This window comes from Aeromonas sp. S11(2024), from assembly GCF_041402345.1.
Taxonomy (GTDB): Bacteria; Pseudomonadota; Gammaproteobacteria; order Enterobacterales; family Aeromonadaceae; genus Aeromonas; species Aeromonas veronii.
In genome coordinates this window covers 379,830-403,964 of sequence record NZ_JBGLRC010000001.1, presented here as the reverse complement: position 1 = coordinate 403,964, position 24,135 = coordinate 379,830, and the positions used below count along the sequence as shown (strand labels likewise).

Below are 24,135 nucleotides of genomic sequence, written 5' to 3'. Positions count from 1 at the left end.
GGATTTGCAGATATTTTCTACAGTCAAATGAGTCGCCTGCCGACTATTCGCCAAGCAGGGATTGCCAGTTGAAGTCAAAGTCACTGCTCCCCTCCTCTGCCAGCGCCAGCTCTTGCAGCACCTGAAGCGCCAGTTTGTTGCCCTTTTGAGCCGCCTGATAGAGCCACTGTTTCCCCTGCGAGAGATCGACACGCCCGCTCGCCCCCATCAGATGGAGCACCCCGACTTTCAGCATCGCCGGCACATCGCCATTACGGGCGGCAAGATCCATCCAGTGAAAGGCTTCGCGCAGATCCCGCTTCACCCCGGTGCCACGCAAATAGGCATCCGCCAACCGGTATTGGCCAAAGGAATCGCCCGCCTGCGCCGACTGGCGATAGAGCGTGATGGCCCGATTGATATCCTGCTCGCTCCCCTGCCCCACCTCATGGCTCCAGCCCATCAAGGCTTGCGCCCTAGGTTGCCCTTGCTCGGCCAGTGGCGACCAGATCCGGGTCGCCTCATCAAAGTGACCGGTACGCCAGGCACGGTTGGCGGCAGCCATCTCCTGCTCGGTGGAGAGCGGAAGCAGACGCCAGATAACCAGCGCAAGCAGACAGATAAATAGCCAACGGGAAGTGGTGGGGCTCATGATAATTTCCGTGATCCAGTTCTCATTTCGTCTATGTAAACGAAATGTAGCGCCGCGATCAAGCAAGAGATCCCTGCGACAACCCTTTTGCACCCGGTCGTTCAGCAGTAGTTGTCATTTATCTAGGGCACCGGCAAAATAACTGTATGTATAAACAGTATTGGTGCACAATATGGCAGGACGAGGCAGCCCCCACAATATCGATCACCGTTTTAGCGGCCCCCTTGTTGAAGCGGTCGATGACGACTGGCAATCGTCCGATTGGGATGCCGCATTCACCCCCTCTGTGCCTGGCACCGAGGTGCGGGAGATCGATGCACGCAGCATCATCAGCTACAACAGCTCGCCGGATGTCCCCTTTGGTCGCTCCATCAACCCCTATCAGGGGTGCGAACACGGCTGCATCTACTGCTATGCCAGACCCAGCCATGCCTATCTGGAGCTCTCCCCCGGCCTCGATTTCGAGAGCAAGCTGTTTGCCAAACGCAATGCAGCCGACCTTCTGCGCCGGGAGTTTGCCAACCCGGCCTATCAGCCACAGACCATCTTCATTGGCGCCAATACCGATCCCTATCAACCCGTCGAGCAGCGCTATCGCCTCACTCGCCAGTTGCTGGAAGTGATGCTGGCCCACCGCCACCCGGTCGGGCTCATTACCAAGAGCGCCATGATCTTGCGCGACCTCGATCTGTTGACCGAGCTGGCCAGAGAGGGACTGTGTCAGGTGATGGTGTCGGTGACGACCTTGAACGAAACCCTGCGGCGACAGCTGGAGCCCCGCGCCAGCACGGGCGCCGGCCGCTTGAAAGTGATCGAGAAGCTGGCCAACGCTGGCGTGCAGGTAGGGGTGCTGGCCGCCCCCATGATCCCGCGGCTCAATGAACCGGAGCTGGAGCAGATCATCAAATCGGCTGCCGAGGCTGGCGCCAGTTGCGCCGATTACATCCTGCTGCGCCTGCCCCACGAGCTGGCGCCGCTATTTGATGACTGGCTCGATACCCACTATCCGGGCCAGAAGGAGGCTATTTTGAATCAGTTGCGAGCCAGCCGCGGTGGCGGGCTCAACAGTACCGCCTTCGGTACCCGCATGCGCGGTGAGGGGCACTTTGCCGATCTGCTGGCCCAGCGCTTTCGCCTTATCAGCAAGCGCCTTGATCTGGGCAAACGCCATATTCAGCTCAGGCTTGATGGGTTTATCCGCCCCGGGGAGCAGCTGTCGCTCTTCTAATCCCCCCTTTTACGCCCTGCATACATCAGATGCACAACCCTTGCCTGCCAAGAGGTTGAGAGGAAAGCCTGTCGCGACACATCCTGTGGAAACCCCGCTTTCCCAATTTTCCAAATTGGCCAACGAAGTAGCCATGTCGCGACAAGAAAGCGCTACCCGGTAAAGAGAGGGCTAACACCTTAGCCTGCGCGCTGATCCCGACCCTGCTGCACCATTTCAACCGGTAGTCGCGAGGGTTCATGAGCCACTTCGTGCTCATCCTCTTCATACAGCGGCACCTCTGACTCGCCCCATACCCGGCTCCACCAAATTTCCCACGTGATCCAACTGGTCATATGCAGCTCCTGACGGTGAAGGTGATGGCAACAACGCACCACTCGCCCGGCAGGATAACGACTGGGAATGACAGGGAAATGACAAAAAAATCACTTGTAAAAAGACAACTGGCCGTGACAAGGAAAAGCCGAAATAGCTCACATAATCGGCGAAATCATCCTGAAAGTGGTCACAAATCTGCAGGTTGTGGATTGCAACCCACCCTGTTCCCGCAAAAGCTGGCGTGCCCATTCAGGCATCTATAAAAACAGGGACACAATAATGAAACACACCGCGGGAATATGGACGATCGCAGGCATCCTGATCGCCCCCTTGGCGCACGCCGACGTCATACTGCACGCCTTCAACTGGAAGTACAGTGAAGTGACCGCCAAAGCCGACCTTATCAAGTCGGCCGGTTACAAACAGGTACTCATCTCGCCGCCTCTCAAGTCATCAGGCAACGAGTGGTGGGCCCGTTACCAACCGCAGGATCTGCGCCTTGTCGACTCCCCCCTTGGCAACAAGCAGGATCTCGAGCAGCTGATCGCCGCCATGAAGGCGCGGGGTATCACCGTCTATGCCGATGTGGTGCTCAACCACATGGCCAACGAAAGCTGGAAGCGCCAGGACCTCAACTACCCAGGCAGCGAACTGCTTGGTCAGTACGCCGCCAACCCGGCCTATTTCGAGCGCCAGAAACTGTTTGGCGATCTGGGGCAAAACTTCCTCTCCGGTCAGGATTTTCATCCGGAAGGGTGCATCAGCGACTGGGGCGATCCGGGTCATGTCCAGTACTGGCGTCTCTGTGGCGGTGCCGGTGATAAGGGGCTGCCGGATCTGGATCCCAACAACTGGGTGGTAAACCAGCAACAGGCCTATCTCAAGGCGCTCAAGGAGATGGGGATCAAGGGTTTCCGGGTCGATGCGGTCAAACACATGAGCGATTACCAGATCAACGCCGTGTTCACCCCCGAGATCAAACAGGGGATGCACGTGTTTGGCGAGGTGATCACCACTGGCGGCGCAGGCAGCACCGATTACGAGCGCTTCCTCAAACCCTACCTCGACAGCAGCGGCCAGGGAGCCTATGACTTTCCGCTGTTTGCCTCCCTTCGCGGTGCCTTCAGTTACGGTGGCAGCATGAACCTGCTGGCGGATCCGGGCGCCTACGGCCAGGCGCTACCGGGCAGTCGCGCCGTCACCTTTGCCGTGACCCACGACATCCCCACCAACGACGGCTTCCGCTATCAGATCTTAAGCCAGACTGACGAGAAGCTGGCCTATGCCTACCTGCTCGGCCGCGATGGTGGCTCGCCGCTGGTCTACTCCGATCACGGCGAGACCCAGGCCAAGGATGGACTGCGCTGGCAGGATTACTACCAGCGCGCCGATCTCAAGGGGATGATCCGCTTCCACAATGCTGTGCAGGGTCAACCCATGCAGTTGATCGGCAGCGGTGACTGCTTCGTGCTGTTCAAACGGGGCAAACAGGGGCTGGTCGGCATCAACAAGTGCGACTATGAGCAGGAGTATTGGCTCGATACCGCCAAATTCGAGATGAACTGGTATCGCAACTATCGTGACGTGCTCGACCAAGGCGCCGTGGTCAACGTGCAGAGCCAGTGGGTACGGGTCGCCATTCCCGCCCGCAGCGCCAGAATGTGGCTGCTGGAATGAGCAGGCCAGCACCCTGCCCTACTTTCATCTGCCTGTCATAAAAAGCAGACAAATAAAAAGAGCGACCATCAGGGTCGCTCTTTTTGCTCAGAGACGTTGCTCGGGTAACAGGTGACGATTACTCGTCGCCCGCTTCCCCAGCATCGACCGCATCAGTGCCGGTCGCGGTATCGGTACCTTCAGATACCTCACCGTCAACGGCCAAAGCGTCGTTCTCGTCTTCGTCGCTCTCGGCGATGCGCTGCAGGCCAACCACGGTCTCGTCTTCACCGGTACGGATCAGACGGACACCGCCGGTGTTACGGCCAATGACACTCACCTCGGCAACACGGGTACGCACCAGGGTGCCGCCGTTGGTGATCAGCATGATCTGGTCGGTATCTTCGACCTGGATCGCATCGATCACCTTGCCATTGCGCTCATCCACCTTGATGGAGATAACGCCCTGGGTACCACGGCTCTTGGTCGGGTATTCGGCCAACGCAGTCCGCTTGCCGTAACCGTTCTCGGTGGCGGTGAGGATGGCACCTTCGCCGCGCGGAACGATGAGGGAAACCACCTTGTCACCGGCACCCAGCTTGATGCCGCGCACACCGGCCGCGGTACGACCCATCGGACGCACGCCCTTGAAGGTACCCTTGCTTTCGGTGCCTTCGCCGTTGTCGCTGCCATCATCGTCATTGCCGGCATCGTCGTCGGTTTCAACGTCATCGCTGACATCGGCATCGGCGCGACCGCTGCCTTCGGCGAAGCGAACAACTTTGCCCGCGTCGGAGAAGAGCATGATCTCGTTGCTGCCGTCGGTGATATCCACCCCAATCAGCTCATCGCCCTCTTTGAGGTTGATGGCGCGGATACCGGAGGAGAGCGGACGGCTGAAGTCAGAGAGACTGGTCTTCTTCACGGTACCGTTGGCGGTGGCGAAGAAGACATACTTCTCGGCGTCATATTCCTTCACCGGCAGGATAGCGGTGATACGCTCACCCTCTTCCAGCGGCAGCAGGTTGATGATCGGACGACCACGGGCGCCACGGGAGGCTTCCGGCAGCTGGTAAACCTTGAGCCAGTAGACCTTGCCACGGGTGGAGAAGCACAAAATGGTGTCGTGGGTGTTGGCCACCAGCAGACGCTCCACAAAGTCCTCTTCCTTGATCCGGGTGGCCGACTTGCCACGACCACCGCGGCGCTGGGCCTCATAGTCGGAGAGCGGCTGATACTTCACATAGCCCTGGTGAGACAGGGTAACCACCACGTCTTCCGGGGTGATCAGATCTTCGATGTTGATCTCGGCACTGGACATGCTGATCTCGGTGCGACGCTCGTCGCCATACTGCTCACGCACAGCCAGCAGTTCATCGCGGATCACTTCCATCAGACGAGCCGGGCTCGCCAGGATGTGCAGCAGCTCGGCAATGAGATCCAAAAGAGATTGGTACTCTTCCAGGATCTTCTCGTGCTCGAGGCCAGTCAGCTTGTGCAGACGCAGGTCAAGGATGGCCTGGGCTTGCTGTTCGGTCAGGAAGTATTGGCCTTCACGGATACCGAACTCGGGTTCCAGCCACTCTGGCCGTGCCGCGTCGTCGCCCGCTTTTTCCAGCATGGCGGCCACGTTGCCGAGTTCCCAGCCCTTGGCAACCAGGCCCGCTTTCGCGTCGGCCGGGGTCGCGCTGTGACGGATCAGCTCGATGATGGGATCGATGTTGGCCAGCGCAACCGCCAGACCTTCCAAAATGTGCGCCCGATCCCGCGCCTTGCGCAATTCGAACACGGTCCGGCGAGTCACCACTTCACGGCGGTGCAGCAGGAACGCATCCAGGATCTCTTTAAGGTTCATCACCTTGGGCTGGTTGTTATCGAGCGCCACCATGTTGATGCCGAACGTGGTCTGCATCTGGGTGTGCTTGTAGAGATTGTTCAGCACAATCTCGCCAGACTCGCCGCGCTTGATCTCGATAACGATGCGCATGCCGTCTTTGTCAGACTCATCGCGCAGGGCACTGATGCCCTCGATCTTCTTCTCTTTGACCAGCTCGGCGATCTTCTCGATCAGTCGAGCCTTGTTCACCTGATAGGGGATCTCGTGAACGATGATAGTCTCGCGACTGGTCTTCTCGTCCACTTCCACTTCAGCTTTGGCCCGCACATAGATGGAGCCACGACCGGTACGGTACGCCTGCACGATGCCGGAACGACCGTTGATAATGCCGCCGGTGGGGAAATCCGGGCCGGTGATGTAGGTCATCAGCTCGTCAATGGTGAGGTCGCCGTTTTCGATAAGCGCCAGGCAGCCATTGACAATCTCGGTGAGGTTGTGAGGCGGAATGTTGGTCGCCATGCCCACCGCGATACCGGAGGAGCCGTTGACCAGCAGGTTGGGAACCTTGGTAGGCATGACCGCCGGGATCATCTCGGTACCGTCATAGTTCGGCACCCAGTCCACGGTCTCTTTGTCCAGATCAGCCAGCAGCTCGTGGGAGATGCGGGCCATCCGCACTTCGGTATAACGCATCGCCGCGGCGCTGTCGCCGTCGACTGAACCGAAGTTGCCCTGACCATCGACCAGCATGTAACGCATGGAGAAATCCTGCGCCATCCGGACAATGGTGTCATACACAGCGATATCGCCGTGCGGGTGATATTTACCGATTACGTCACCGACCACACGGGCCGATTTTTTATAGGGCTTGTTCCAGTCGTTCCCCAACTCGTTCATAGCAAACAGAACGCGGCGGTGAACCGGTTTCAAGCCATCACGCACATCCGGCAGAGCTCGTCCTACGATCACGCTCATGGCGTAATCAAGATAGGAACTCTTGAGCTCTTCTTCGATGTTGACCGGCGTGATCTCTCTGGCCAGATCGCTCATAGAAAGCCTTATCCCTAATTAGTTGTTCTTTGGCTTAAACAGCGCGACATGGTAACACACTGAGCCAAATACCTTAAGCCACAAATCGGGTATCAGATCGGGCTGGTGTGACAAAGTCCGTCCGTTATAATGCCCGCCAGGACAATAGATTGCGCCCATGACTCAGAAGCGGGCGCCCTGCCACAGGATCTTCGAAAAATGAACAGTGATGCCAATGTCGATCTGACAGAAATCGCCAAGTTTGAAGCCATCGCCTCCCGCTGGTGGGACATGGAAGGTGAATTCAAACCTCTGCATCAAATCAATCCGGTACGCCTTGACTGGATCACCGACAAAAGTGGCGGTCTGTTTGGCAAGCGCATTCTCGATATCGGATGTGGTGGCGGCATTCTCTCCGAGAGCATGGCCCGCCGTGGTGCCAAGGTCACCGGCATCGACATGGGCAAGGAGCCTCTCGGCGTCGCCCGCCTGCACGCCCTGGAGCAGGGTGTTGAGCTCGAATATCGCCAGATCACTGCCGAAGCCCATGCCGCCGAAGTGCCGGGCCAGTATGACGTGGTGACTTGCATGGAGATGCTGGAGCATGTGCCGGACCCCGCCTCCGTGCTGCGCGCCATCGCGACTCTGGTGCGCCCGGGCGGCCGGGTGTTTGTCTCCACCATCAATCGCAACCCCAAATCCTATCTGATGATGATCATCGGGGCCGAATACCTGATGAAGATGGTGCCCAAGGGTACCCACGATCACAAAAAATTCATCACCCCGGCCGAACTGTGTCGCATGGGGGAAGCAGCTGGCCTGCTGGTGCGGGACATGAGCGGCGTCCACTACGCCCCCCTCACCAACCAGTTCAAGCTCGGCAAAAATGTCGACGTCAACTATATGGTGGAGTTTGTCCGCCCGGAGCACGGCTGATGAGCGCCTCTCACCCGCAGCCCCTTGGCTGTGTGCTGTTCGATCTGGACGGCACCCTGCTCGACACAGCCCCGGATCTGGGGGCCGCCGTCAACCATGTACTGATCAGCGAAGGCTTTGCGCCGCTCTCTGACGACATCATTCGTCAGACCACCTCCCACGGGGCGCTCGGGCTGCTGAAAGCGGGCCTCGGCGACGAACTGCTTGAAGAGCTGGGGGCCACACGCCTGCGCAATGCCCTGCTCGACTACTACGCGGCCAATCTCTGCGTCGGTACCCGTCCCTATGAGGGAATGGTGGATCTTATCGAGTGGCTCGATGAGAAACAGCTCCCCTGGGGCATAGTCACCAACAAGCCGGGCTTTCTCACCGAGCCACTGCTGGCAGCCCTGCCAGAGCTTGCCAGCTGCGGCGTGACGGTCAGTGCCGACACCCTGCCGGTACGCAAGCCCGACCCCGCCCCCATGTTCTTTGCTTGTGAGAAGCTGGGGGTCGAGGCGGCTCACTGCCTCTATGTGGGGGATCATGTGCGGGATATCGAAGCGGGCCGCAATGCCGGCATGCGCACGGCGGTTGCTGGCTGGGGCTATCTCAATAATGAGGAAGATCCCGCCCAGTGGGGCGCCGATCTGCACTTTGATACCGTGCAGGCCCTGCACCACTGGCTGCGCTATGAGTTGACGGCCAAAGCGTAACGCGCAGCCTTACCGGCTGACATGCGATAACGGGGCGAAGAGACTCTCCGCCCCTTGCATCTCTTCCTTTACGCTCCTGCGCCACCATCACTCGTCTATTGATGGATAATAAAGGCAGCTTTCTGCCTGTTGGATACCCATTTGACAAGCTCGCAGCCGTCACAAAGCGGCCACAAACCACCGTCATCTGATGCAAAGCCCTTGCCACGCTGAACCCGCGGTTGCGACTACTGGACAGCTTTTGACCCTTGTTGCATAAGGGATAATCAGCCGCCGTTTGCTAGTAAAAAGCACCCCGTTTCGCAAGCAAAAAAAGTTATTTAAATTTTCCATCTTCGATCGGGAGACTTGCATTTAGCGGAGCGGACGAATGAAAACCCGCTCACTGTGAGCGGTCACTAACTGACGGGGCAAGACTCACAATTTATCCACAGCTCGTCACTTATCCACACATTGCAATGGCGGGCTGACCTCACTATCTTGTAGCTCGAACTTAAAATAACACTACATCTTGTGATTCATCGCACAATCTCTACCCAACTCCCGCACACCGCCGGGGCCAGGGTGGCACCATTGTGCGATGGTTTTTCGGGAATCAACTGAAGGTCATCAGCCAATGAACTTGTTTGTGACGAAGCGTAACGGACACAAAGAACCCATCGATCTGGATAAAATTCACCGCGTGCTGGACTGGGCCGCCGAAGGGCTCGACAACGTGTCGGTCTCCCAGGTAGAGCTCAAATCCCACATCCAGTTCTATGACGGTATCCGTACCGCCGACATTCACGAAACCATCATCAAGGCGACGGCTGACCTCATCTCCGAGCAGACCCCGGACTACCAGTACATGGCAGCCCGTCTGGCCATCTTCCACCTGCGCAAGAAGGCCTACGGCCAGTTCGAACCGCCCCACCTCTACCAGCACGTGGCTCGTCTGGTGGACATGGGCAAGTACGACAAACACCTGCTGGAAGACTACACCCAGGCTGAATTCGAAGAGCTGAACACCCATCTGGATCACTGGCGCGACATGGATTTCTCCTACGCGGCAGTCAAACAGCTGGAAGGCAAATATCTGGTCCAGAACCGCGTCACCGGCGAGATCTACGAGAGCCCGCAGTTCCTCTATATGCTGGTTGCGGCCTGCCTCTTCTCAAAGTATCCGAAAGATACCCGTCTGGACTACATCAAGCGCTTCTATGATGCGGTCTCGACCTTCAAGATCTCCCTGCCGACCCCGATCATGAGCGGCGTGCGCACCCCGACCCGTCAGTTCAGCTCCTGCGTACTGATCGAATGCGACGACAGCCTGGACTCCATCAACGCCACCGCCAGCTCCATCGTGCGTTATGTCTCCCAGCGCGCCGGTATCGGTATCAACGCCGGTCGCATCCGCGGTCTGGGCAGCCCCATCCGTGGCGGCGAAGCGTTCCACACCGGTTGCATCCCCTTCTACAAATACTTCCAGACTGCCGTGAAGTGCTGCTCCCAGGGCGGCGTGCGCGGCGGTGCGGCCACCCTGTTCTACCCGCTGTGGCACACCGAAGTGGAAAGCCTGCTGGTGCTGAAGAACAACCGCGGCGTGGAAGAGAACCGTGTTCGTCACATGGACTACGGCGTGCAGATCAACAAGCTGATGTACCAGCGCCTCATCAAGGGCGGTGACATCACACTGTTCTCCCCGTCCGATGCGCCGGGTCTGTACGATGCCTTCTTTGCCGATCAGGACAAGTTCGAAGAGCTCTACGTCAAGTACGAGCAGGATCCGGCCATTCGCAAGAAGACCCTGAAAGCGGTAGACCTCTTCTCCCTGATGATGCAGGAGCGTGCCGGTACCGGTCGCATCTACATTCAGAACGTCGATCACTGCAACACCCACAGCCCGTTCGACCCGAGTGTGGCGCCGGTACGCCAGTCCAACCTCTGCCTCGAGATTGCGCTGCCGACCAAGCCGCTCAACAACATCGACGACGAGAGTGGCGAAATCGCCCTGTGCACCCTCTCCGCCTTCAACCTTGGAGCCATCGAGAAGCTGGAAGATCTGGAAGAGATGGCCGATCTGGCCGTGCGTGCCCTCGATGCCCTGCTCGACTATCAGGACTACCCGATTGCCGCCGCCAAGAAGGGCAGCATGGGTCGTCGCACCCTGGGGATCGGCGTCATCAACTACGCCTACTACCTGGCCAAAAACGGTGCCCGTTACTCCGACGGCTCAGGTCTGGCGCTGACTCACCGCACCTTCGAGGCCATTCAGTACTACCTGCTGAAAGCCTCCGTGCAGTTGGCCCGCGAGTTCGGCCCCTGCCCGCTGTTTGGCGAGACCACCTATGCCCAGGGCATCCTGCCCATCGACACCTACAAGAAGGATCTGGATGCGCTGTGCAACGAGCCGCTGCATCTGGATTGGGAAAGTCTGCGTGAAGAGATCAAGTCCGTGGGCTTACGCAACTCCACCCTGACCGCCCTGATGCCGAGCGAGACCTCCAGCCAGATCTCCAACGCCACCAACGGCATCGAGCCACCACGCGGCCTGGTCTCGGTCAAGGCCTCCAAAGATGGCATTCTCAAACAGGTGGTGCCCGAGTATGATCGCCTGAAAGATCAATACGAATTGCTCTGGAAGCAACCGAGCGTTGACGGCTACCTGCAGCTGGTCGGTATCATGCAGAAGTTTGTGGATCAGGCGATCTCCGCCAACACCAACTACGACCCTGCCCGTTTCGAAGGCAACAAGGTCCCGATGAAACAGCTGCTCAAGGACTTGCTGACCGCCTACAAATACGGCCTCAAGACCCTGTACTATCACAACACCCGTGATGGTGCAGACGATGCCCAGACCGACCTGCAAGATGACGGTTGCGCTGGCGGGGCTTGCAAAATCTAAGTCACGGCAAGAACTGATAACCGGGCGGGAGCATGAAGCTCCCGCTCTCCTGTTTTCTCTATTCACATATTCTGGTAACCATGGCCTATTCAACTTTCTGCCAAACCCAAAACGACCAGCTCAAAGAGCCGATGTTTTTTGGCCAATCGGTCAACGTAGCCCGTTATGATCAACAAAAGCACGAAGTGTTCGAGCGGCTGATCGAGAAGCAGCTCTCCTTCTTCTGGCGCCCGGAAGAGGTGGATGTCTCCCGTGATCGCATCGACTATCAGGCCCTGCCGCCCCACGAGCAGCACATCTTCATCTCCAACCTGAAGTACCAGACCCTGCTCGACTCCATTCAGGGCCGCAGCCCCAACGTGGCCCTGCTGCCGCTGGTCTCCATTCCGGAGCTGGAAACCTGGATTGAGACCTGGGCCTTCTCCGAGACCATCCACTCTCGCTCCTACACCCATATCATCCGCAATATCGTCAATACCCCCGCCCAGGTGTTTGACGATATCGTGACCAACGAGCAGATCTTGAAGCGCGCCGGCTCCATCAGCCACTTCTACGACAACCTGATCGAAGCGACCGCCCTCTACAACCTGCATGGTGAAGGGACCCACACTGTCGCGGGCCGCGAAGTGACCATCACCTTGCGCGAGCTCAAGAAGAAGCTCTATCTGTGCCTGATGAGCGTTAACGCGCTGGAAGCAATTCGCTTCTACGTCAGCTTCGCCTGCTCCTTTGCCTTCGCCGAGCGCGAACTGATGGAAGGCAACGCCAAGATCATCAAGATGATCGCCCGCGACGAAGCGCTGCACCTCACCGGCACCCAACACATGCTGAACCTGATGCGCACCGGCCAGGATGACCCGGAGATGGCCGAGATCGCCGCCGAATGCGAACAGGCCTGCTTCGAGATCTTCAAAGAAGCGGCCATTCAGGAGAAAGAGTGGGCCGAGTACCTGTTCCAGGACGGCTCCATGATCGGCCTGAACAAGGATATCCTCTGCCAGTATGTGGAGTACATCACCAACCTGCGCATGAGCGCAGTCGGCCTGCAGCCAGCCTTTGCCGGCACCAAGCAAAACCCGATCCCCTGGATCAACACTTGGCTGTCATCCGACAACGTGCAGGTCGCCCCGCAAGAGGTAGAGGTCAGCTCCTATCTGGTCGGTCAGATCGACAGCGAAGTCAATGCCGACGACCTGGGTGATTTCGAGCTGTGAGTGACGCCACCAACACGCTGACCCCTGCCCCGCACGCACCTGCCGAACAGCATGCGGTCGTGGCACCACGGGTACATACCCGGGATGGTGCCGTGCTGCACGCCCATCCCGGCGAAAGTGTGTTGGAGACCCTGGAGCGCCACGGTCATCATGTGGAATTCCAGTGTCGCAGCGGCTATTGCGGCGCCTGCCGCACTCCGCTGATGGCTGGCAAGGTGCACTACCCCAATGTGCCGCTGGCATTCGTCGCCCAGGGGGAGTGCCTCCCCTGCTGCTGCAAACCGGTCGGCGCTATCCGGCTGGATATCCAGAAGAGCTGACGCAGCCAAAGACTGGCAACTCGCACAAAATAGAAAGCCGCCGGAGCAATCCGGCGGCTTTTTTTGTCTCTTCTGTCCCGTCCTGAATATGGTTTACACCTTTCCCCCCAATAAATGGAGAACCCGATGGGACAAGGTGTGAAACGGACACAGCGCGATTACTCGCTGACTTTTAAACTGGCACTGGTCGAGCAGATTGAAAAAGGCGAGCTCACCTACAAACAGGCTCAGGTGCGTTATGGCATTCAGGGCCGCTCCACCGTTCTGGTATGGTTGCGTAAACATGGTCGGCAAGATTGGAGCCAGGGGGCTTCTGTGCGTGCCGGCAGGAGCATCACCATGCCTGACCCCGACAACCAGACGCCCGAACAGCGTATCAAGGAACTCGAGCAGCAGCTGGTACTGATGAGTCAGAAGGCCCAGTTCTTTGAGGCCGTCGTCGATGTACTGAAGAATGACTACGGTGTCTCCATCGTAAAAAAGCGACCCGGCAAGTCCTCTCGCAGCGGCAAGTCGAGAGACTAACCATCGTCAGGGCTTGCCTGTTTCTGGGGATAAGCCGGCAGGCTTACTACAAGCGCAATCGGGTCGCCGACGAGCGCCATGCACAGGGCTTGCAGGTGGTGCGCTTCGTGCGTCAGGTTCGACTGCGACAACCGCGGATGGGCACTCGCAAGCTGCATTATCTGCTGCAGGGTCAGGATGATGACGGGCTCAAGGTCGGGCGTGACAGGCTGTTTCAGATATTGGCCGAGCACCGCCTGCTGGTGCAGCCCAGACGGGCGTATCACAAGACCACCCACAGTTTTCACCGTTTCTACCGTCATCCCAACTTGCTCAAGGCGGGGCCAGAGCAGGTCACACCGATAGCACCGGAGCAGGTCTGGGTCGCAGATATCACCTATCTGCCAGCCAGGAGCGGGCCGCTGTACCTGAGCCTGGTGACGGATGCCTACTCACGCAAGATAGTGGGCCATCACGTGCACGAAGGAATGCACGCGGAGTCGGTGGCGATGGCGTTCAAGAAAGCACTGAAGCAACGGTGTGGCAGCGGGGAGCTAATCCATCACTCGGACCGCGGCGTGCAGTATTGCTCGGGGCTGTATCAGTCATTACATGAACGGTACAGGGTGAAATGCTCGATGACGGATGGGTATGACTGTTACCAGAATGCGTTGGCGGAGCGGGTGAACGGGATTTTGAAAGGAGAGTTATTGTTGCAAAGCCCGCAGGATTTGGCGCAAGCGCGGGAAATGGTGCGTGAAGCGGTGGATATTTACAACGCGGAGCGGCCGCATCATGCGTTGAAATACAGAACCCCCGATGCGGTACATAGGGGGTTCTGAGTAGAGAAATGCTAGTTGAAAATGTGTAAACCTATTTCAGGACTAGACATTCACATTGCTCGGGCGCCCGATGACAGACGCCCAAAGCCTCAGAGGATTACAACCAGGGGGCAGCGGTCGGCCCGTGGTGCAGACCCAGCTTCCAGACCCGGCCAAAGTGCTTGTAGTGACCGGCTGCGACGCCAGCCTTCTCACCCATACCGTGGTAGAGATCGAGGTGCCCCTTCTTCACTGCCCCGCCCACATCCAGCGCAATCAACAAGCGCAGCTGGTGCTTGCCGGTCCAGTTGCCCTCTTTATCGAGCAAGGGAACTTCGGCGAGGATCGGCGTCCCCATCGGCAACAGGGTCTTGTCGGCGGCAACAGCCGCCAGCGGCAGCAGCGGGATACCTGCCGCGCCGATCACATCATTGGTGGGTCGACGCTCGAAGAAGACATAGGAGGGGTTCTGCTCCACCAGCTCCTTGACGCTCTCCTCCGGTTGACGGTTGGCCCACTCCTTGATGGCCTTCATCGACATCTGCTCTTTGGGCACTTCACCGCGGTCGATAAGTACCCGACCGATACTGACGTAACCGTGGCCGTTCTTGCCGCTGTAGCCCAGATACTGCAGCCGATCGTCATCCCCGTAGTGGACAAAGCCCGAGCCCTGCACATCCATCAGGAAGTTGTCGATAAGGGATTTGCTGTAACCCAGCTCCAGCCCGCGGTTGGCCAGTGCTCCCTGATGGATCTCGGCCCGGGTCGGACAGCGACCGCCACATTTGGGCATGGCATAGATGGGATATTTGTACTTGGCATCCGGGCGGTGGCGCACCTCCAGCACCGGCGAGTAGTAACCGGTAAACAGCACGTTACCCATGCGATCAGCGCCGCCCAGCTGAGCCAGGCTGATACCATAACGGGTGATGTCGGCAGGATTGCCGCCGCCCGCCACCCAGCGGGAGAGCTGGTGATAGAGCTCGCCATAACGGCGGGTCATCTTGCCGGAGCGCTCCAATACCAGTCTGCTTTGCGGGCCAAACTTGCTGTAGTCGGCACGCGCACGGCTATTGACCCGCTCCACCCTCACCAGATCCTCTGGCAGGGTCCCGTCCAGATACTGCTTGCCCAGATTTTCCGGCACCTCGCAGTTAAGAAAGCATCTGTCGTCGGTCTGTTTTTTGGGCACTTCTGCTTTGTCAGAGTTGCCCGCACAACCGGCCAGTCCCAGCACTGCGGCGGTCAGCCAGTACGCGTGTTTGTTCATATGTCCTCATATAACGCCAAGAGCCATGCTCGGCGGGGAAGATGCCAAATTTGCAGGGGGAAAGCAAACGACATCAATCACTTGAAGCAGGATTTCTCCAAAGGGGATCCGCTGGGTTATAACAAGGTGACAGGATGTGCGAGGTGATGGATGGAACAGCTCGAAATCTTCCCGCTGCAGAGCCCCTGCATCGGGGTCTGCGAAGTGAACAACAAAGGCTACTGCAAGGGGTGCCTGCGTAACCGCGAAGAGCGTTTCAACTGGCTCACCATGACCCCTGCCCAGCAACAAGAGGTGATGCGCCTGTGCCGGGATCGCAAACGCCGGGTCGAGGCTGCACAGCGCAAGGCACAGGAAGGCGCGCTCAATGAACCGCAAACACAACCCGGCTGGGATTTTTAAACTCAGCCTACCTGCAATCCCCACCTCACAACTCACCTATATCACCGGCAAAACAAAAAGCGGCCCGCAGGCCGCTCTTGGTTATGACGTGTTGTCGGGTGGCAAAGCTTATGCCGTGGCCAGTTTGGCCTGCTCTTCGCCGCGCTTGAGCATGGCATAGGAGACACCGGTCAGCAGCGAGCCTGCGGCAATCGCCACGATATACATCATGACGTTGCTGATGGCGTGCGGGATGAACAACACGAACAGACCGCCGTGGGGTGCCATCAGCTCGCAGCCGAACAGCATGGAGAGCGCACCGGTCAGGGCGCCACCCACCATACAGGCCGGGATAACGCGCATCGGATCCTTGGCGGCAAACGGAATGGCCCCCTCGGAGATAAAACACAGACCCAGCACGAAGGAGGCTTTACCCGCTTCCTGCTCCGCCTTGATGAACTTGGTACGGGCCAGGAAGGTGGCAATTCCCATCCCCAGTGCCGGCACCATACCGGCGGCCATCACCGCAGCCATCGGGGCATAGGTTTTGGAGGCCAGCAGGCCGACACCGAAGGCGTAAGCAGCTTTGTTGACCGGACCGCCCATGTCGAAGCACATCATGGCGCCGATGATGACACCCAGCAGCACGGCGTTGGCAGAGCCCATGTTGTTGAGGAAGGTGGTCATGGCATTCATGATGCCGGCCACCGGGCCACCCACGACGTAGATCATCACCAGACCGGTAAAGAGGCTGGCAAAGAGCGGAATGATAAGGATCGGCTTGAGCGCTTCCAGGGTCACCGGCAGGCGCACCTTGTCGCTCAGGTACTTGGCGCTGTAACCGGCCAGGAAACCGGCGACGATGCCGCCAAGGAAACCGGCGCCCAGCGAGCTTGCCAGCATACCGCCGATCATGCCGGGAGCGAGACCCGGGCGGTCAGCGATGGAGTAGGCAATGTAACCGGCCAGCACCGGGATCATCAGGGCAAAGGCAGAGCCGCCACCGATCTTCATCAGAGCCGCGGCCAGGGTGCCTTCCACCTTGAACGCCTCGATACCGAATACGAACGAGAGCGCGATGATAAGACCGCCCGCCACCACCATGGGCAGCATGAAGGAGACCCCGGTCAACAGATGCTTGTAGGGGCCTGCCTTCTCTTCTTTCTTGGGCTGGCTGGCGCCGCTGTGGCGATAGGTTTTCGCCTCGTTCCACGCCTTGTCGAGCTCGGCACGGGTTTTCTTGAGCGCCGCACCGGTACTGGTGCGATAGACCGGCTTGCCGTCGAAACGGGCCATGTCCACCTCGATATCGGTGGCGAGGAACACCAGATCGGCAGCGGCAATCTCCTCGGCGGTCAGGGCATTCTGGGCACCGACCGAGCCTTGGGTTTCGACGCGGATCTGATAACCCAGCTGTTTGGCCATGGTCTCCAGCGCTTCTGCCGACATAAAGGTGTGGGCCACCCCGGTCGGGCAGGCAGTCACCGCGACGATGCGCTTGCCAGCGGCGGCCGGTTTGGCGGCAGCATTGGCAACGGCGGAGGCGGCTTGATGGCGATAGACACTGGCGCCGCTGGTTGCGGCTTCCAGCAAGGCGGCCGGATCCTGCAGGGCGAGATCCATGCTGCCCTGATAGACCCGCTTGCCATCATAGGCAGCGAGATCCACCGGAGCACTGGCAACGACTAGCACCAGATCGGCGGCGGCAATCTGCTCTTTTGAGGGGATCTGGCGCGGTTGCACGCTGGAGCCGACGTCGAGGGTGAGCTCCCAGCCAGCCAGTTTGGCCTGCTGTTCTATCCGTTTTGCAACGAGAAAGCTGGTGGCAATGCCCGCCGGGCAAGCCGTAACCAAGATTGCTTTCATTGGGCATCTCCTGAGTTTTCCATTGAGGGGGTATGGCATTGAACCGGTGCCAGCGCTTCCAGACGCTCTACGCGCACCTGTTCAAGTAAAGGGTTGAGCACATTGATATCGTCAAAGCCGACCGCGACCTGACTGACCGCCAAGGCCGAGACGGCGGTGGCCAGCCGCAGGGTCTGCTCCGGCGGCCAGCCAAGGCTCAGACCATGGGCGAGACCGGCCACCAGTGAATCGCCGGCACCCACGGTGCTGACCACCTGCATCCGCGGTGGAATGGCCTGCCAGACGGCATCCGGGGCAAACCAGATGAGGCCATCGGCGCCGTTGGAAATCACCACGTTGGGAATGCCGCTTGCCAGCAACGCGCGGGCACACTCGGCCTGCTCGCTCAGTGTCTTGATGGGGCGGCCCGCCCACTGGCCGAGCTCCTCCAGATTGGGTTTGACCAGGGTCGGCGCCGCCTTGATCCCTTCGCTTAAGGCCGCACCACTGCAATCGAAGATCACCTGCTTGCCCTTGGCCTTGAGCAGGCGGATCAGATGGGCGCAATAATCGGGGACCACCCCTTTGGGTAGGCTGCCCGCCAGCACGAACCACTCAGCATGCGGAGCCAACTCGTCGATGGTCTGCTCCAGCGCGCTCACCTCCCCTTGCTGGATGGTGAGCCCCGGCAGGTTGAGATCGGTGACCCGACCAGACTGCTCGGAGATCTTGACGTTGATGCGGGTGCTGCCCGCCACGCGCACAAAGTGATCATCCAGCGCTCGCTCGGCAAACAGGGAGACAAAACTCTGTTCATTGTCAGCGCCCAGCCAACCGGTGACGCCCACCTCGCGGCCCAAATCCTTGAGCACCATGGCGACGTTGATCCCCTTGCCCGCCGCGCGCAGGTTGGCCTCGCTCACCAGATTGACCTCGCCCAGGCTCATTGCCTCGAGGCGAGTAGTGAGATCAAGGGCCGGATTGAGGGTGATGGTAACAATCTTCATCAATGCGCCCCCTCGCCGAGACCAGCGGCGATGGCCTCACCGATCCCCTTGAGGGCCGCTTCGGCATCTGCCCCTTCAGCGCGAAACGCCAGACGGTGCCCGCACTTGACTCCAAGGCCGATCACCTTCATCAGGCTCTTGGCGGAGACCGCCTCGCCGCTGCCATCCAGATTGGCAACCCGGATGTCGGATGCAAACTCTTTGGCCACCTTGACCAGCATGGCGCCCGGGCGGGCGTGCAGACCGTGGGGGTTGATGATGGTGAAGGTTTCACTAAGACCGCTCGCGGGGCCCGCTTGCAACATGGCCAGTCCCTCACCGCCTGCCAGCGTAGCCAGCTGACCGGCAGCCGCCAGTTTGGCCAGATTCTCCAGTTGCGGTAGATGGCTGCTATCTGCGGCACACAGCAGCAGCATGGCGCTGACCGGCAGCTCCCCTGCCGTGAGGGCGCTACTCGGGGTGGCCAGCACCCACCCGGTCTGGGCCGATGCTATTTGCTGAACATTGGCCCGGGCCAGCCAGACGCCCTCGCCCAGGTAGGCGGGTTCACTTGCCAGCAGCGCGCTCACCATGGCGGCATCGCCCCAGCCCGCAGACTTGGCGCGGGCTGCTGCTCCCAGCAGCAGTTGGTCGCGATCATCGGCCGGGAAGTCAGCCAGGGTCAGGTATTGCACCTCTTTGGCGACAGTGGCGCCAGTCAGGATGTTGATGATGGTGTCGGCATCGGTGGCCTCTTTGAGCTGGGCAGCCGCCTGCTCGTCACCCAGCACATGGGTGAGCTGGCGCAAAATGCCCAGATGTTCGTCGGACTTGGCAGCGATGCCGATGGCGACGTAGGCGATCTGCCCCTCATCCCACTCGATACCATTGGGGAACTGGGCCACCATGACGCCGGTGCTCTTCACCAGATGACGGGTGTCGGTGGTGCCGTGGGGAATGGCGATGCCGCTGCCAAGGTAGGTGGCATGCTGCGCTTCACGGGCCAGCATCCCATCCACATAGCCCGCTTCCACCAGACCGGCTTCGGTCAGTTTGCCTGCCAGCAGGGCAATGGCGTCCGACTTGGTCGCCACCGACTGCCCCAGCAAGATCTGCTCTCGCGCCAACTTCAACATAGAGACTCTCCATCAGGTTCCGGCCGCGCCGGTACGTCACAATTGAACATTCGGATAACTCGCCAGCTGACAATAGACCCGAACACGGTTGACTGTGATCGGAGCCTGATTTTCAGGCCACTGGGTCTCTTCGTTGCTGACAGGCTGAATCGTTTCACTTACACTCAGACTGAATCGTTTCAGCGAATTGATCAAGTACCCACAAAGAGTGCTTTTCAATGATATGATCCCGCGCACACTTTTCGGTGCCCTCACCCGGCAGTGACCGTGGGCCTTGCAACTCAAACAGAGCCAATATGATGAAACTGGATGAAATCGCCGCCCTCGCCGGTGTCTCGCGCACCACGGCAAGCTATGTGATCAATGGCAAGGCCGACCAATACCGCATCAGTCAGGCCACCCGCGACAAGGTGATGGCCGTCGTCACCGCCCATAACTACCAGCCGGACAGCCGCGCCGCCTCCCTGCGTGGCGGCCAGACCAAGACCCTCGGCTTTATCCTGCCCGACCTTGAGAACGCCAGTTACGCCAAACTGGCCAAACGGCTGGAACAGGGGGCCCGGGCGCAGGGCTATCAGCTGCTCATCGTCTGCTCGGAAGATGAGCCCGCCACAGAAAAAGAGCTGGCGCAGATGCTGGTGAGCCGCCATGTGGATGCCCTGCTGGTGGCCAGCTGCCTGCCCCCGGACGACCCCTTCTACGGCAAATTGCAGGCGCAAGGCAGCCAAATCCTCGCCATCGACCGGGCGATGGCAGCCGACAAGTTCGTCACCGTCGCCAGTGAAAACGAGAAGGCGAGCTTTGATCTCACCAGCTCCCTGCTCACCCCGACTCTGCGCCATATCGCCTTGATCACCGCGCTGCCGGCACTCACGATCAGTCAGGAGCACAAAGCCGGTTTCGAGCAGGCGGTCGCCAGTCACAGCGCGGCTCGCCACCTGTGCGAGGGGGATCACTTCTCTCGCCTTGAGGGGTATCGCCTGATCAAAGATCTGCACCAGCAGCTGGGTCAGTTGCCCGAAGCGCTGATCACCACCTCCTATATCCTGATGGAGGGGGTACTCGACTACCTGCTGGAGCAAGAGATCGACATGAGCCAGCTCGCCATGGCCACCTTCGGGGACGATCGGCTGCTCGACTTCCTCCCCTTTGGCATCAACTCCCTGCCCCAGCAGCACGACGCACTGGCGAGCCAGGCGCTGGAGCTGGCGCTCAAGGCGGTGAACGGCGACTACCAGAGCGGGCTGCACTATGTGAGCCGCACCCTCAAGCGCCGTCGCTAAGTCGCCAGCAACAACCGCCCACAACCACACAGGCTGCCTGTAAAAACTGCCGGAATGGGCAGCCAGAACTGACAGCCTGTGCGGCTGCTCTTCTCTACGCCCACCTTTGCACACGTCTGTTTGGCCAGCGGAAGATCGGCCAACCGGCCGACAGGGCTTGCAACCCCTGCTCAGGGCCTGTTTATCGGCCCATCGGCTCGCTATAAATTGAATTTATGGCTTTTGGCCATATGACCCTATTTTTACTTATGCCGAGCCATCCGGGCCGCTAGCGCCCCCTTTTGCCCTCTGCCGCCCCTTCCAAGCGCCTGTACCAAGCCCCTCCGATCCCGAGGGCCGGTTCAAGCGGATTGGCATCGCCCCCTCAAGGCGCACATTTTTTCGGCACATAGCGCCAAGTGTCATTTTTTATTTCCACTTAAATGCCTTCCACAGCACAAGATCAGCTTTTTAGGGGTTGTCTCCGCTATTTCGATCCGTTAACGTGGCAACCATCTTTTACAACCGACAGGTTTTAGGTACAGATGTTCCCGTTCCGATATTGCTAGCCTCCGGCCCTATCCCCGGAGGCGCCTGCTGATAACGCCAATTGGCCCCCTCTTGTTGACGTCACTGCTGACACCGCCTGTTTGCACTGACACCGCTACGTTCGGATGGATAACATGAATACCAAAACCTTGGGTTGTACCCTGTTGATTGCCGGCACCACCATAGGCGCCGGAATGCTGGCCCTGCCGCTGGCCTCTTCCTCCCTCGGCGGCCCCGCCACCCTGATGCTGATGATTGGCCTGTGGGCCCTGATGGCCTTCACCGCCATGCTGCAAGTAGAGGCAAGCCTCAACACCGGCAAGTGGTACCTGCACCAGCTGGCGGATCATCTGCTCGGCCCCTGGGGCAAGCGCATCGCCTCCTTCTGTATCCTGATGTTGTTCTACTCGCTGGCCTCCGCCTACATCAGCGGCGGTAGCAGCCTGCTGGCACAGGTGCTGGCCGATGCGGGCATGCCCCTCAGCCAGGAGCAAGCCGCCTGGGCCTTTACTCTGCTGTTTGGCGGCATGGTCTGTGTCGGTACCCGATCGGTGGATTACCTCAACCGACTGATGTTCACCGTCAAACTGGTGATCATGGTGGTGGTGCTGGCGTTGCTGCTGCCCCGCACTGAAGGGCAGCATCTGCTCTCGATGCCGCTGGGTCAGGGCCTGTTGCTGGCGGGCCTGCCGGTCATCTTCACCTCGTTCGGCTTTCACGGCTCCATTCCGAGCGTGATGCTCTACCTCGGTGACTGCCCCAAGCAGTTGCGCCGGGTATTTGTCTGGGGCTCAGCCCTGCCGCTGATCCTCTATGTGCTGTGGCAGGTGGCGATCCTAGGTCTGCTCGGCCAACAAGCCCTGCTGCAAACCGGTGGTGCGCTGGACAGCCTGCTGGCAAACGTCGGCAAGCTGGTGAGTTGGCCCTCCTTCAATCAGGCCATGCACCTGTTTGCCGATCTGGCGCTCGCCACCTCCTTCCTCGGGGTGACGCTGGGGCTGTTCGACTTTATGGCCAAGGTGACCCGCCGCAAGGACAACTGGCAGGGCCGCACCCAGACTGGCCTTATCACCTTCGTGCCGCCATTGCTGTTTGCCCTCTACTTCCCGCAGGGCTTTATCATGGCTCTCGGCTACGCAGCCATTGCACTGGCGATCCTCGCGGTACTGCTGCCGGTGGCGCTGGTATGGCAGAGCCGCAAACAGGCGCCTGCCCACCACTACCGCGCCCCGGGTGGCGTAGTGGCGCTAGGAGTGGCCGCCGCCATGGGCATACTGATCGTCGGCGTCCAAATCAGCGTCAGCCTTGGAATGCTGCCCGCGCTCTGATCCTTGCCGCGATTCAATGCTGAGATGGTAAATTTTTCTGTGTAACTGGCGGCTAATCACTGTCCGAGCCGATCACCAAACAGGAGCATGAATTGTGTCATGGCCTGTTTCCAATCCCGGATGGGCATGGTCCATTTCTTCGCTATCTAGTGCAGGGCAAGGTACAGCACCTTCATCACCGACTCGTCTGTTGGGAATGAGCGCCGGGTCTTGGTCACCTTTCGCAGCGAGGCATTGAGAGATTCAATGGCGTTGCTGGTGTAGATCACCTTACGGATCTGCGGTGAATAATCAAAGAACAAGCACATCTCTCCCAGTTGTTGGTCTAGGAGCGGCTGATGCAGGGATGCTCCTCGTCACACTTGGCACCAAATTCGCCCAAGGCCAGGGTGGCGGCGCCATAGATCCGGCGCAGATCTGCGGCAACCTCCTTGCGTTGTTTCCAGCTGACATAACGCAGCGAATGTCGTACCTGATGCACGATGCACAGCTGAATTTGCGTCTATACAGCCTCGATGGCCTCTGGAAACCCTTTGAGCCCGTCCACACAGGCAATCAGAATATCCTGCAACCCTCGGTTCTTCAGTTCATTCGTCACTGACAACCAAAACTTGGCACCTTCGGTCTGGGCTATCCAGAGGACAAGCAGCTCTTTCTCGCCCTCGGTGTTGATGCCCAATGCCAAGTAGACGGCCTTGTTCTGTACCGCGCCAAATGCCCGGCTGCGAACCACCAGAGTATCCAGGTAGACGATGGGATAGACATTATGCAGGGGGCGGCTCTGCCAGGCGGTCACCTCATCCATCACCGCATTGGTTACCTGGGAGATGAAGGTTGGCGGCACCTCGACACCATAGACCTCGGTGAAATGGGTCTGAATGTCCCAGGTGCTCATGCCTCGGGCATAGAGGGAGAGAATGCGAGCATCAAAACCCTGGGGCTGCTTTTCTCCTTTTTTGACCAGCTGTGGTTCGAAGCTGCCGTTGCACTCCTGGGGGATCTCCAGCGCGATGTCCCCGTGAACGGAACGCACCGTCTTGGCACCTTTGCCATTACGGGAGTTACCGGTGTTCTTGCGGTCGCTGGCATGTTTGGCGTAGCCCAGGTGTGCCGTCATCTCGGCTTCCAGGTCTCACTCGGCAAGGCGCTTGGTGAGCTGCTTAAGTAGACAGCTCTCGCCAAGGATATCGTCAGGGCTGGAGTAGCCCGTCAACAGTTGATCTATGAGTTCGTCTGATAATGGCATTCTGTTGTCCTTTCAACAGGTTGGTAAGAATGCCAGTTACACAGATTTTTTTACACTCT

General features: G+C 59.2%; 18 protein-coding genes and 1 pseudogene. 11 read left to right on the top strand and 8 right to left on the bottom strand.

Annotated elements, in window-relative coordinates:
- Positions 1-43: 43 nt before the first annotated feature.
- A complete protein-coding gene (locus ACB040_RS01695; RefSeq protein WP_371156061.1) occupies positions 44-631 on the bottom strand; it encodes a tetratricopeptide repeat protein in 588 nt (195 codons plus the stop codon).
- A 172-nt stretch (positions 632-803) separates the two neighbouring features.
- Between ACB040_RS01695 and ACB040_RS01690 the strand changes: the two genes are divergently transcribed.
- On the top strand, positions 804-1,859 hold the full coding sequence (locus ACB040_RS01690) for a PA0069 family radical SAM protein (protein ID WP_338774867.1): 1,056 nt from the start codon (positions 804-806) through the stop codon (positions 1,857-1,859).
- A 179-nt stretch (positions 1,860-2,038) separates the two neighbouring features.
- Here ACB040_RS01690 and ACB040_RS01685 read toward each other — a convergent pair whose 3' ends face one another.
- A complete protein-coding gene (locus ACB040_RS01685; RefSeq protein ID WP_005345370.1) occupies positions 2,039-2,194 on the bottom strand; it encodes a hypothetical protein in 156 nt (51 codons plus the stop codon).
- 262 nt (positions 2,195-2,456) lie between these two features.
- Between ACB040_RS01685 and ACB040_RS01680 the strand changes: the two genes are divergently transcribed.
- Positions 2,457-3,854, top strand: a complete 1,398-nt coding sequence (locus ACB040_RS01680; RefSeq protein ID WP_371156064.1) for an alpha-amylase family protein — start codon at positions 2,457-2,459, stop codon at positions 3,852-3,854.
- A gap of 118 nt (positions 3,855-3,972) precedes the next feature.
- On the opposite strand, the gene gyrA is transcribed toward ACB040_RS01680, so the two are convergent.
- Positions 3,973-6,720, bottom strand: a complete 2,748-nt coding sequence (gene gyrA, locus ACB040_RS01675) for a DNA topoisomerase (ATP-hydrolyzing) subunit A (protein WP_043170192.1) — start codon at positions 6,718-6,720, stop codon at positions 3,973-3,975.
- Between the two features lie 198 nt (positions 6,721-6,918).
- On the opposite strand from gyrA, the gene ubiG reads away from it, so the two are divergent.
- The 6 genes from ubiG (at position 6,919) to ACB040_RS01645 (ending at position 14,094) form a co-directional block, all read left to right on the top strand.
- The gene (ubiG, locus tag ACB040_RS01670; RefSeq protein ID WP_005352120.1) at positions 6,919-7,635 is read left to right on the top strand and encodes a bifunctional 2-polyprenyl-6-hydroxyphenol methylase/3-demethylubiquinol 3-O-methyltransferase UbiG; all 717 of its coding nucleotides are present in this window, start codon (positions 6,919-6,921) and stop codon (positions 7,633-7,635) included.
- Positions 7,635-8,330: an HAD family hydrolase gene (locus ACB040_RS01665; protein WP_371156066.1), complete on the top strand. Its 696-nt coding sequence runs from the start codon at positions 7,635-7,637 to the stop codon at positions 8,328-8,330. Before ubiG ends, ACB040_RS01665 begins: the two co-directional genes overlap by 1 nt.
- Positions 8,331-8,946: 616 nt before the next feature.
- Positions 8,947-11,214: a class 1a ribonucleoside-diphosphate reductase subunit alpha gene (gene nrdA, locus ACB040_RS01660; protein WP_019838757.1), complete on the top strand. Its 2,268-nt coding sequence runs from the start codon at positions 8,947-8,949 to the stop codon at positions 11,212-11,214.
- Positions 11,215-11,294: 80 nt separating this feature from the next.
- The gene (nrdB, locus tag ACB040_RS01655) at positions 11,295-12,428 is read left to right on the top strand and encodes a class Ia ribonucleoside-diphosphate reductase subunit beta (protein ID WP_371156069.1); all 1,134 of its coding nucleotides are present in this window, start codon (positions 11,295-11,297) and stop codon (positions 12,426-12,428) included.
- Positions 12,425-12,748, top strand: a complete 324-nt coding sequence (yfaE, locus tag ACB040_RS01650; RefSeq protein WP_021230069.1) for a class I ribonucleotide reductase maintenance protein YfaE — start codon at positions 12,425-12,427, stop codon at positions 12,746-12,748. Before nrdB ends, yfaE begins: the two co-directional genes overlap by 4 nt.
- Before the next feature lie 126 nt (positions 12,749-12,874).
- A protein-coding gene (locus tag ACB040_RS01645) for an IS3 family transposase (protein ID WP_371164844.1) occupies positions 12,875-14,094 on the top strand; the annotation gives its coding sequence in 2 pieces (ribosomal slippage) (positions 12,875-13,223 and positions 13,223-14,094; 1,221 coding nt in all).
- 97 nt (positions 14,095-14,191) lie between these two features.
- Here the strand turns inward: ACB040_RS01645 and mltA are convergent.
- Positions 14,192-15,343, bottom strand: coding sequence for a murein transglycosylase A (gene mltA, locus ACB040_RS01640; protein WP_108542105.1), 1,152 nt, complete (start codon positions 15,341-15,343; stop codon positions 14,192-14,194).
- 150 nt (positions 15,344-15,493) lie between these two features.
- Between mltA and ACB040_RS01635 the strand changes: the two genes are divergently transcribed.
- Complete coding sequence (locus ACB040_RS01635) at positions 15,494-15,745, top strand: DUF1289 domain-containing protein (protein WP_236297971.1); 252 nt, start codon at positions 15,494-15,496, stop codon at positions 15,743-15,745.
- 108 nt (positions 15,746-15,853) lie between these two features.
- Here ACB040_RS01635 and fruA read toward each other — a convergent pair whose 3' ends face one another.
- From fruA to fruB, 3 genes are read right to left on the bottom strand one after another with little or no spacing between them, the layout of a single operon-like run.
- The gene (gene fruA / locus ACB040_RS01630) at positions 15,854-17,590 is read right to left on the bottom strand and encodes a PTS fructose transporter subunit IIBC (protein ID WP_371154105.1); all 1,737 of its coding nucleotides are present in this window, start codon (positions 17,588-17,590) and stop codon (positions 15,854-15,856) included.
- Positions 17,587-18,576, bottom strand: a complete 990-nt coding sequence (gene pfkB / locus ACB040_RS01625; protein WP_371154107.1) for a 1-phosphofructokinase — start codon at positions 18,574-18,576, stop codon at positions 17,587-17,589. The genes fruA and pfkB overlap by 4 nt, the downstream gene beginning before the upstream one ends.
- On the bottom strand, positions 18,576-19,691 hold the full coding sequence (fruB, locus tag ACB040_RS01620; protein WP_371154109.1) for a fused PTS fructose transporter subunit IIA/HPr protein: 1,116 nt from the start codon (positions 19,689-19,691) through the stop codon (positions 18,576-18,578). Before fruB ends, pfkB begins: the two co-directional genes overlap by 1 nt.
- Positions 19,692-19,987: 296 nt before the next feature.
- Here fruB and cra point away from each other — a divergent pair, with 296 nt between their 5' ends.
- Positions 19,988-20,974: a catabolite repressor/activator gene (gene cra, locus ACB040_RS01615; RefSeq protein ID WP_371154111.1), complete on the top strand. Its 987-nt coding sequence runs from the start codon at positions 19,988-19,990 to the stop codon at positions 20,972-20,974.
- 662 nt (positions 20,975-21,636) lie between these two features.
- Positions 21,637-22,830, top strand: coding sequence for an aromatic amino acid transport family protein (locus ACB040_RS01610; protein ID WP_371154113.1), 1,194 nt, complete (start codon positions 21,637-21,639; stop codon positions 22,828-22,830).
- Positions 22,831-22,886: 56 nt separating this feature from the next.
- Here ACB040_RS01610 and ACB040_RS01605 read toward each other — a convergent pair.
- Positions 22,887-24,076, bottom strand: a pseudogene (locus tag ACB040_RS01605) (IS256 family transposase).
- Positions 24,077-24,135: the final 59 nt, after the last annotated feature.

Bases quoted from the DNA above. Each gene is read 5' to 3' on its own strand.
- ACB040_RS01695 (WP_371156061.1), bottom strand. From the start codon at position 631: ATGAGCCCCACCACTTCCCGTTGGCTATTTATCTGTCTGCTTGCGCTG.
- ACB040_RS01690 (WP_338774867.1), top strand. From the start codon at position 804: ATGGCAGGACGAGGCAGCCCCCACAATATCGATCACCGTTTTAGCGGC.
- ACB040_RS01685 (WP_005345370.1), bottom strand. From the start codon at position 2,194: ATGACCAGTTGGATCACGTGGGAAATTTGGTGGAGCCGGGTATGGGGC.
- ACB040_RS01680 (WP_371156064.1), top strand. From the start codon at position 2,457: ATGAAACACACCGCGGGAATATGGACGATCGCAGGCATCCTGATCGCC.
- gyrA (WP_043170192.1), bottom strand. From the start codon at position 6,720: ATGAGCGATCTGGCCAGAGAGATCACGCCGGTCAACATCGAAGAAGAG.
- ubiG (WP_005352120.1), top strand. From the start codon at position 6,919: ATGAACAGTGATGCCAATGTCGATCTGACAGAAATCGCCAAGTTTGAA.
- ACB040_RS01665 (WP_371156066.1), top strand. From the start codon at position 7,635: ATGAGCGCCTCTCACCCGCAGCCCCTTGGCTGTGTGCTGTTCGATCTG.
- nrdA (WP_019838757.1), top strand. From the start codon at position 8,947: ATGAACTTGTTTGTGACGAAGCGTAACGGACACAAAGAACCCATCGAT.
- nrdB (WP_371156069.1), top strand. From the start codon at position 11,295: ATGGCCTATTCAACTTTCTGCCAAACCCAAAACGACCAGCTCAAAGAG.
- mltA (WP_108542105.1), bottom strand. From the start codon at position 15,343: ATGAACAAACACGCGTACTGGCTGACCGCCGCAGTGCTGGGACTGGCC.
- ACB040_RS01635 (WP_236297971.1), top strand. From the start codon at position 15,494: ATGGAACAGCTCGAAATCTTCCCGCTGCAGAGCCCCTGCATCGGGGTC.
- fruA (WP_371154105.1), bottom strand. From the start codon at position 17,590: ATGAAAGCAATCTTGGTTACGGCTTGCCCGGCGGGCATTGCCACCAGC.
- pfkB (WP_371154107.1), bottom strand. From the start codon at position 18,576: ATGAAGATTGTTACCATCACCCTCAATCCGGCCCTTGATCTCACTACT.
- fruB (WP_371154109.1), bottom strand. From the start codon at position 19,691: ATGTTGAAGTTGGCGCGAGAGCAGATCTTGCTGGGGCAGTCGGTGGCG.
- cra (WP_371154111.1), top strand. From the start codon at position 19,988: ATGATGAAACTGGATGAAATCGCCGCCCTCGCCGGTGTCTCGCGCACC.
- ACB040_RS01610 (WP_371154113.1), top strand. From the start codon at position 21,637: ATGAATACCAAAACCTTGGGTTGTACCCTGTTGATTGCCGGCACCACC.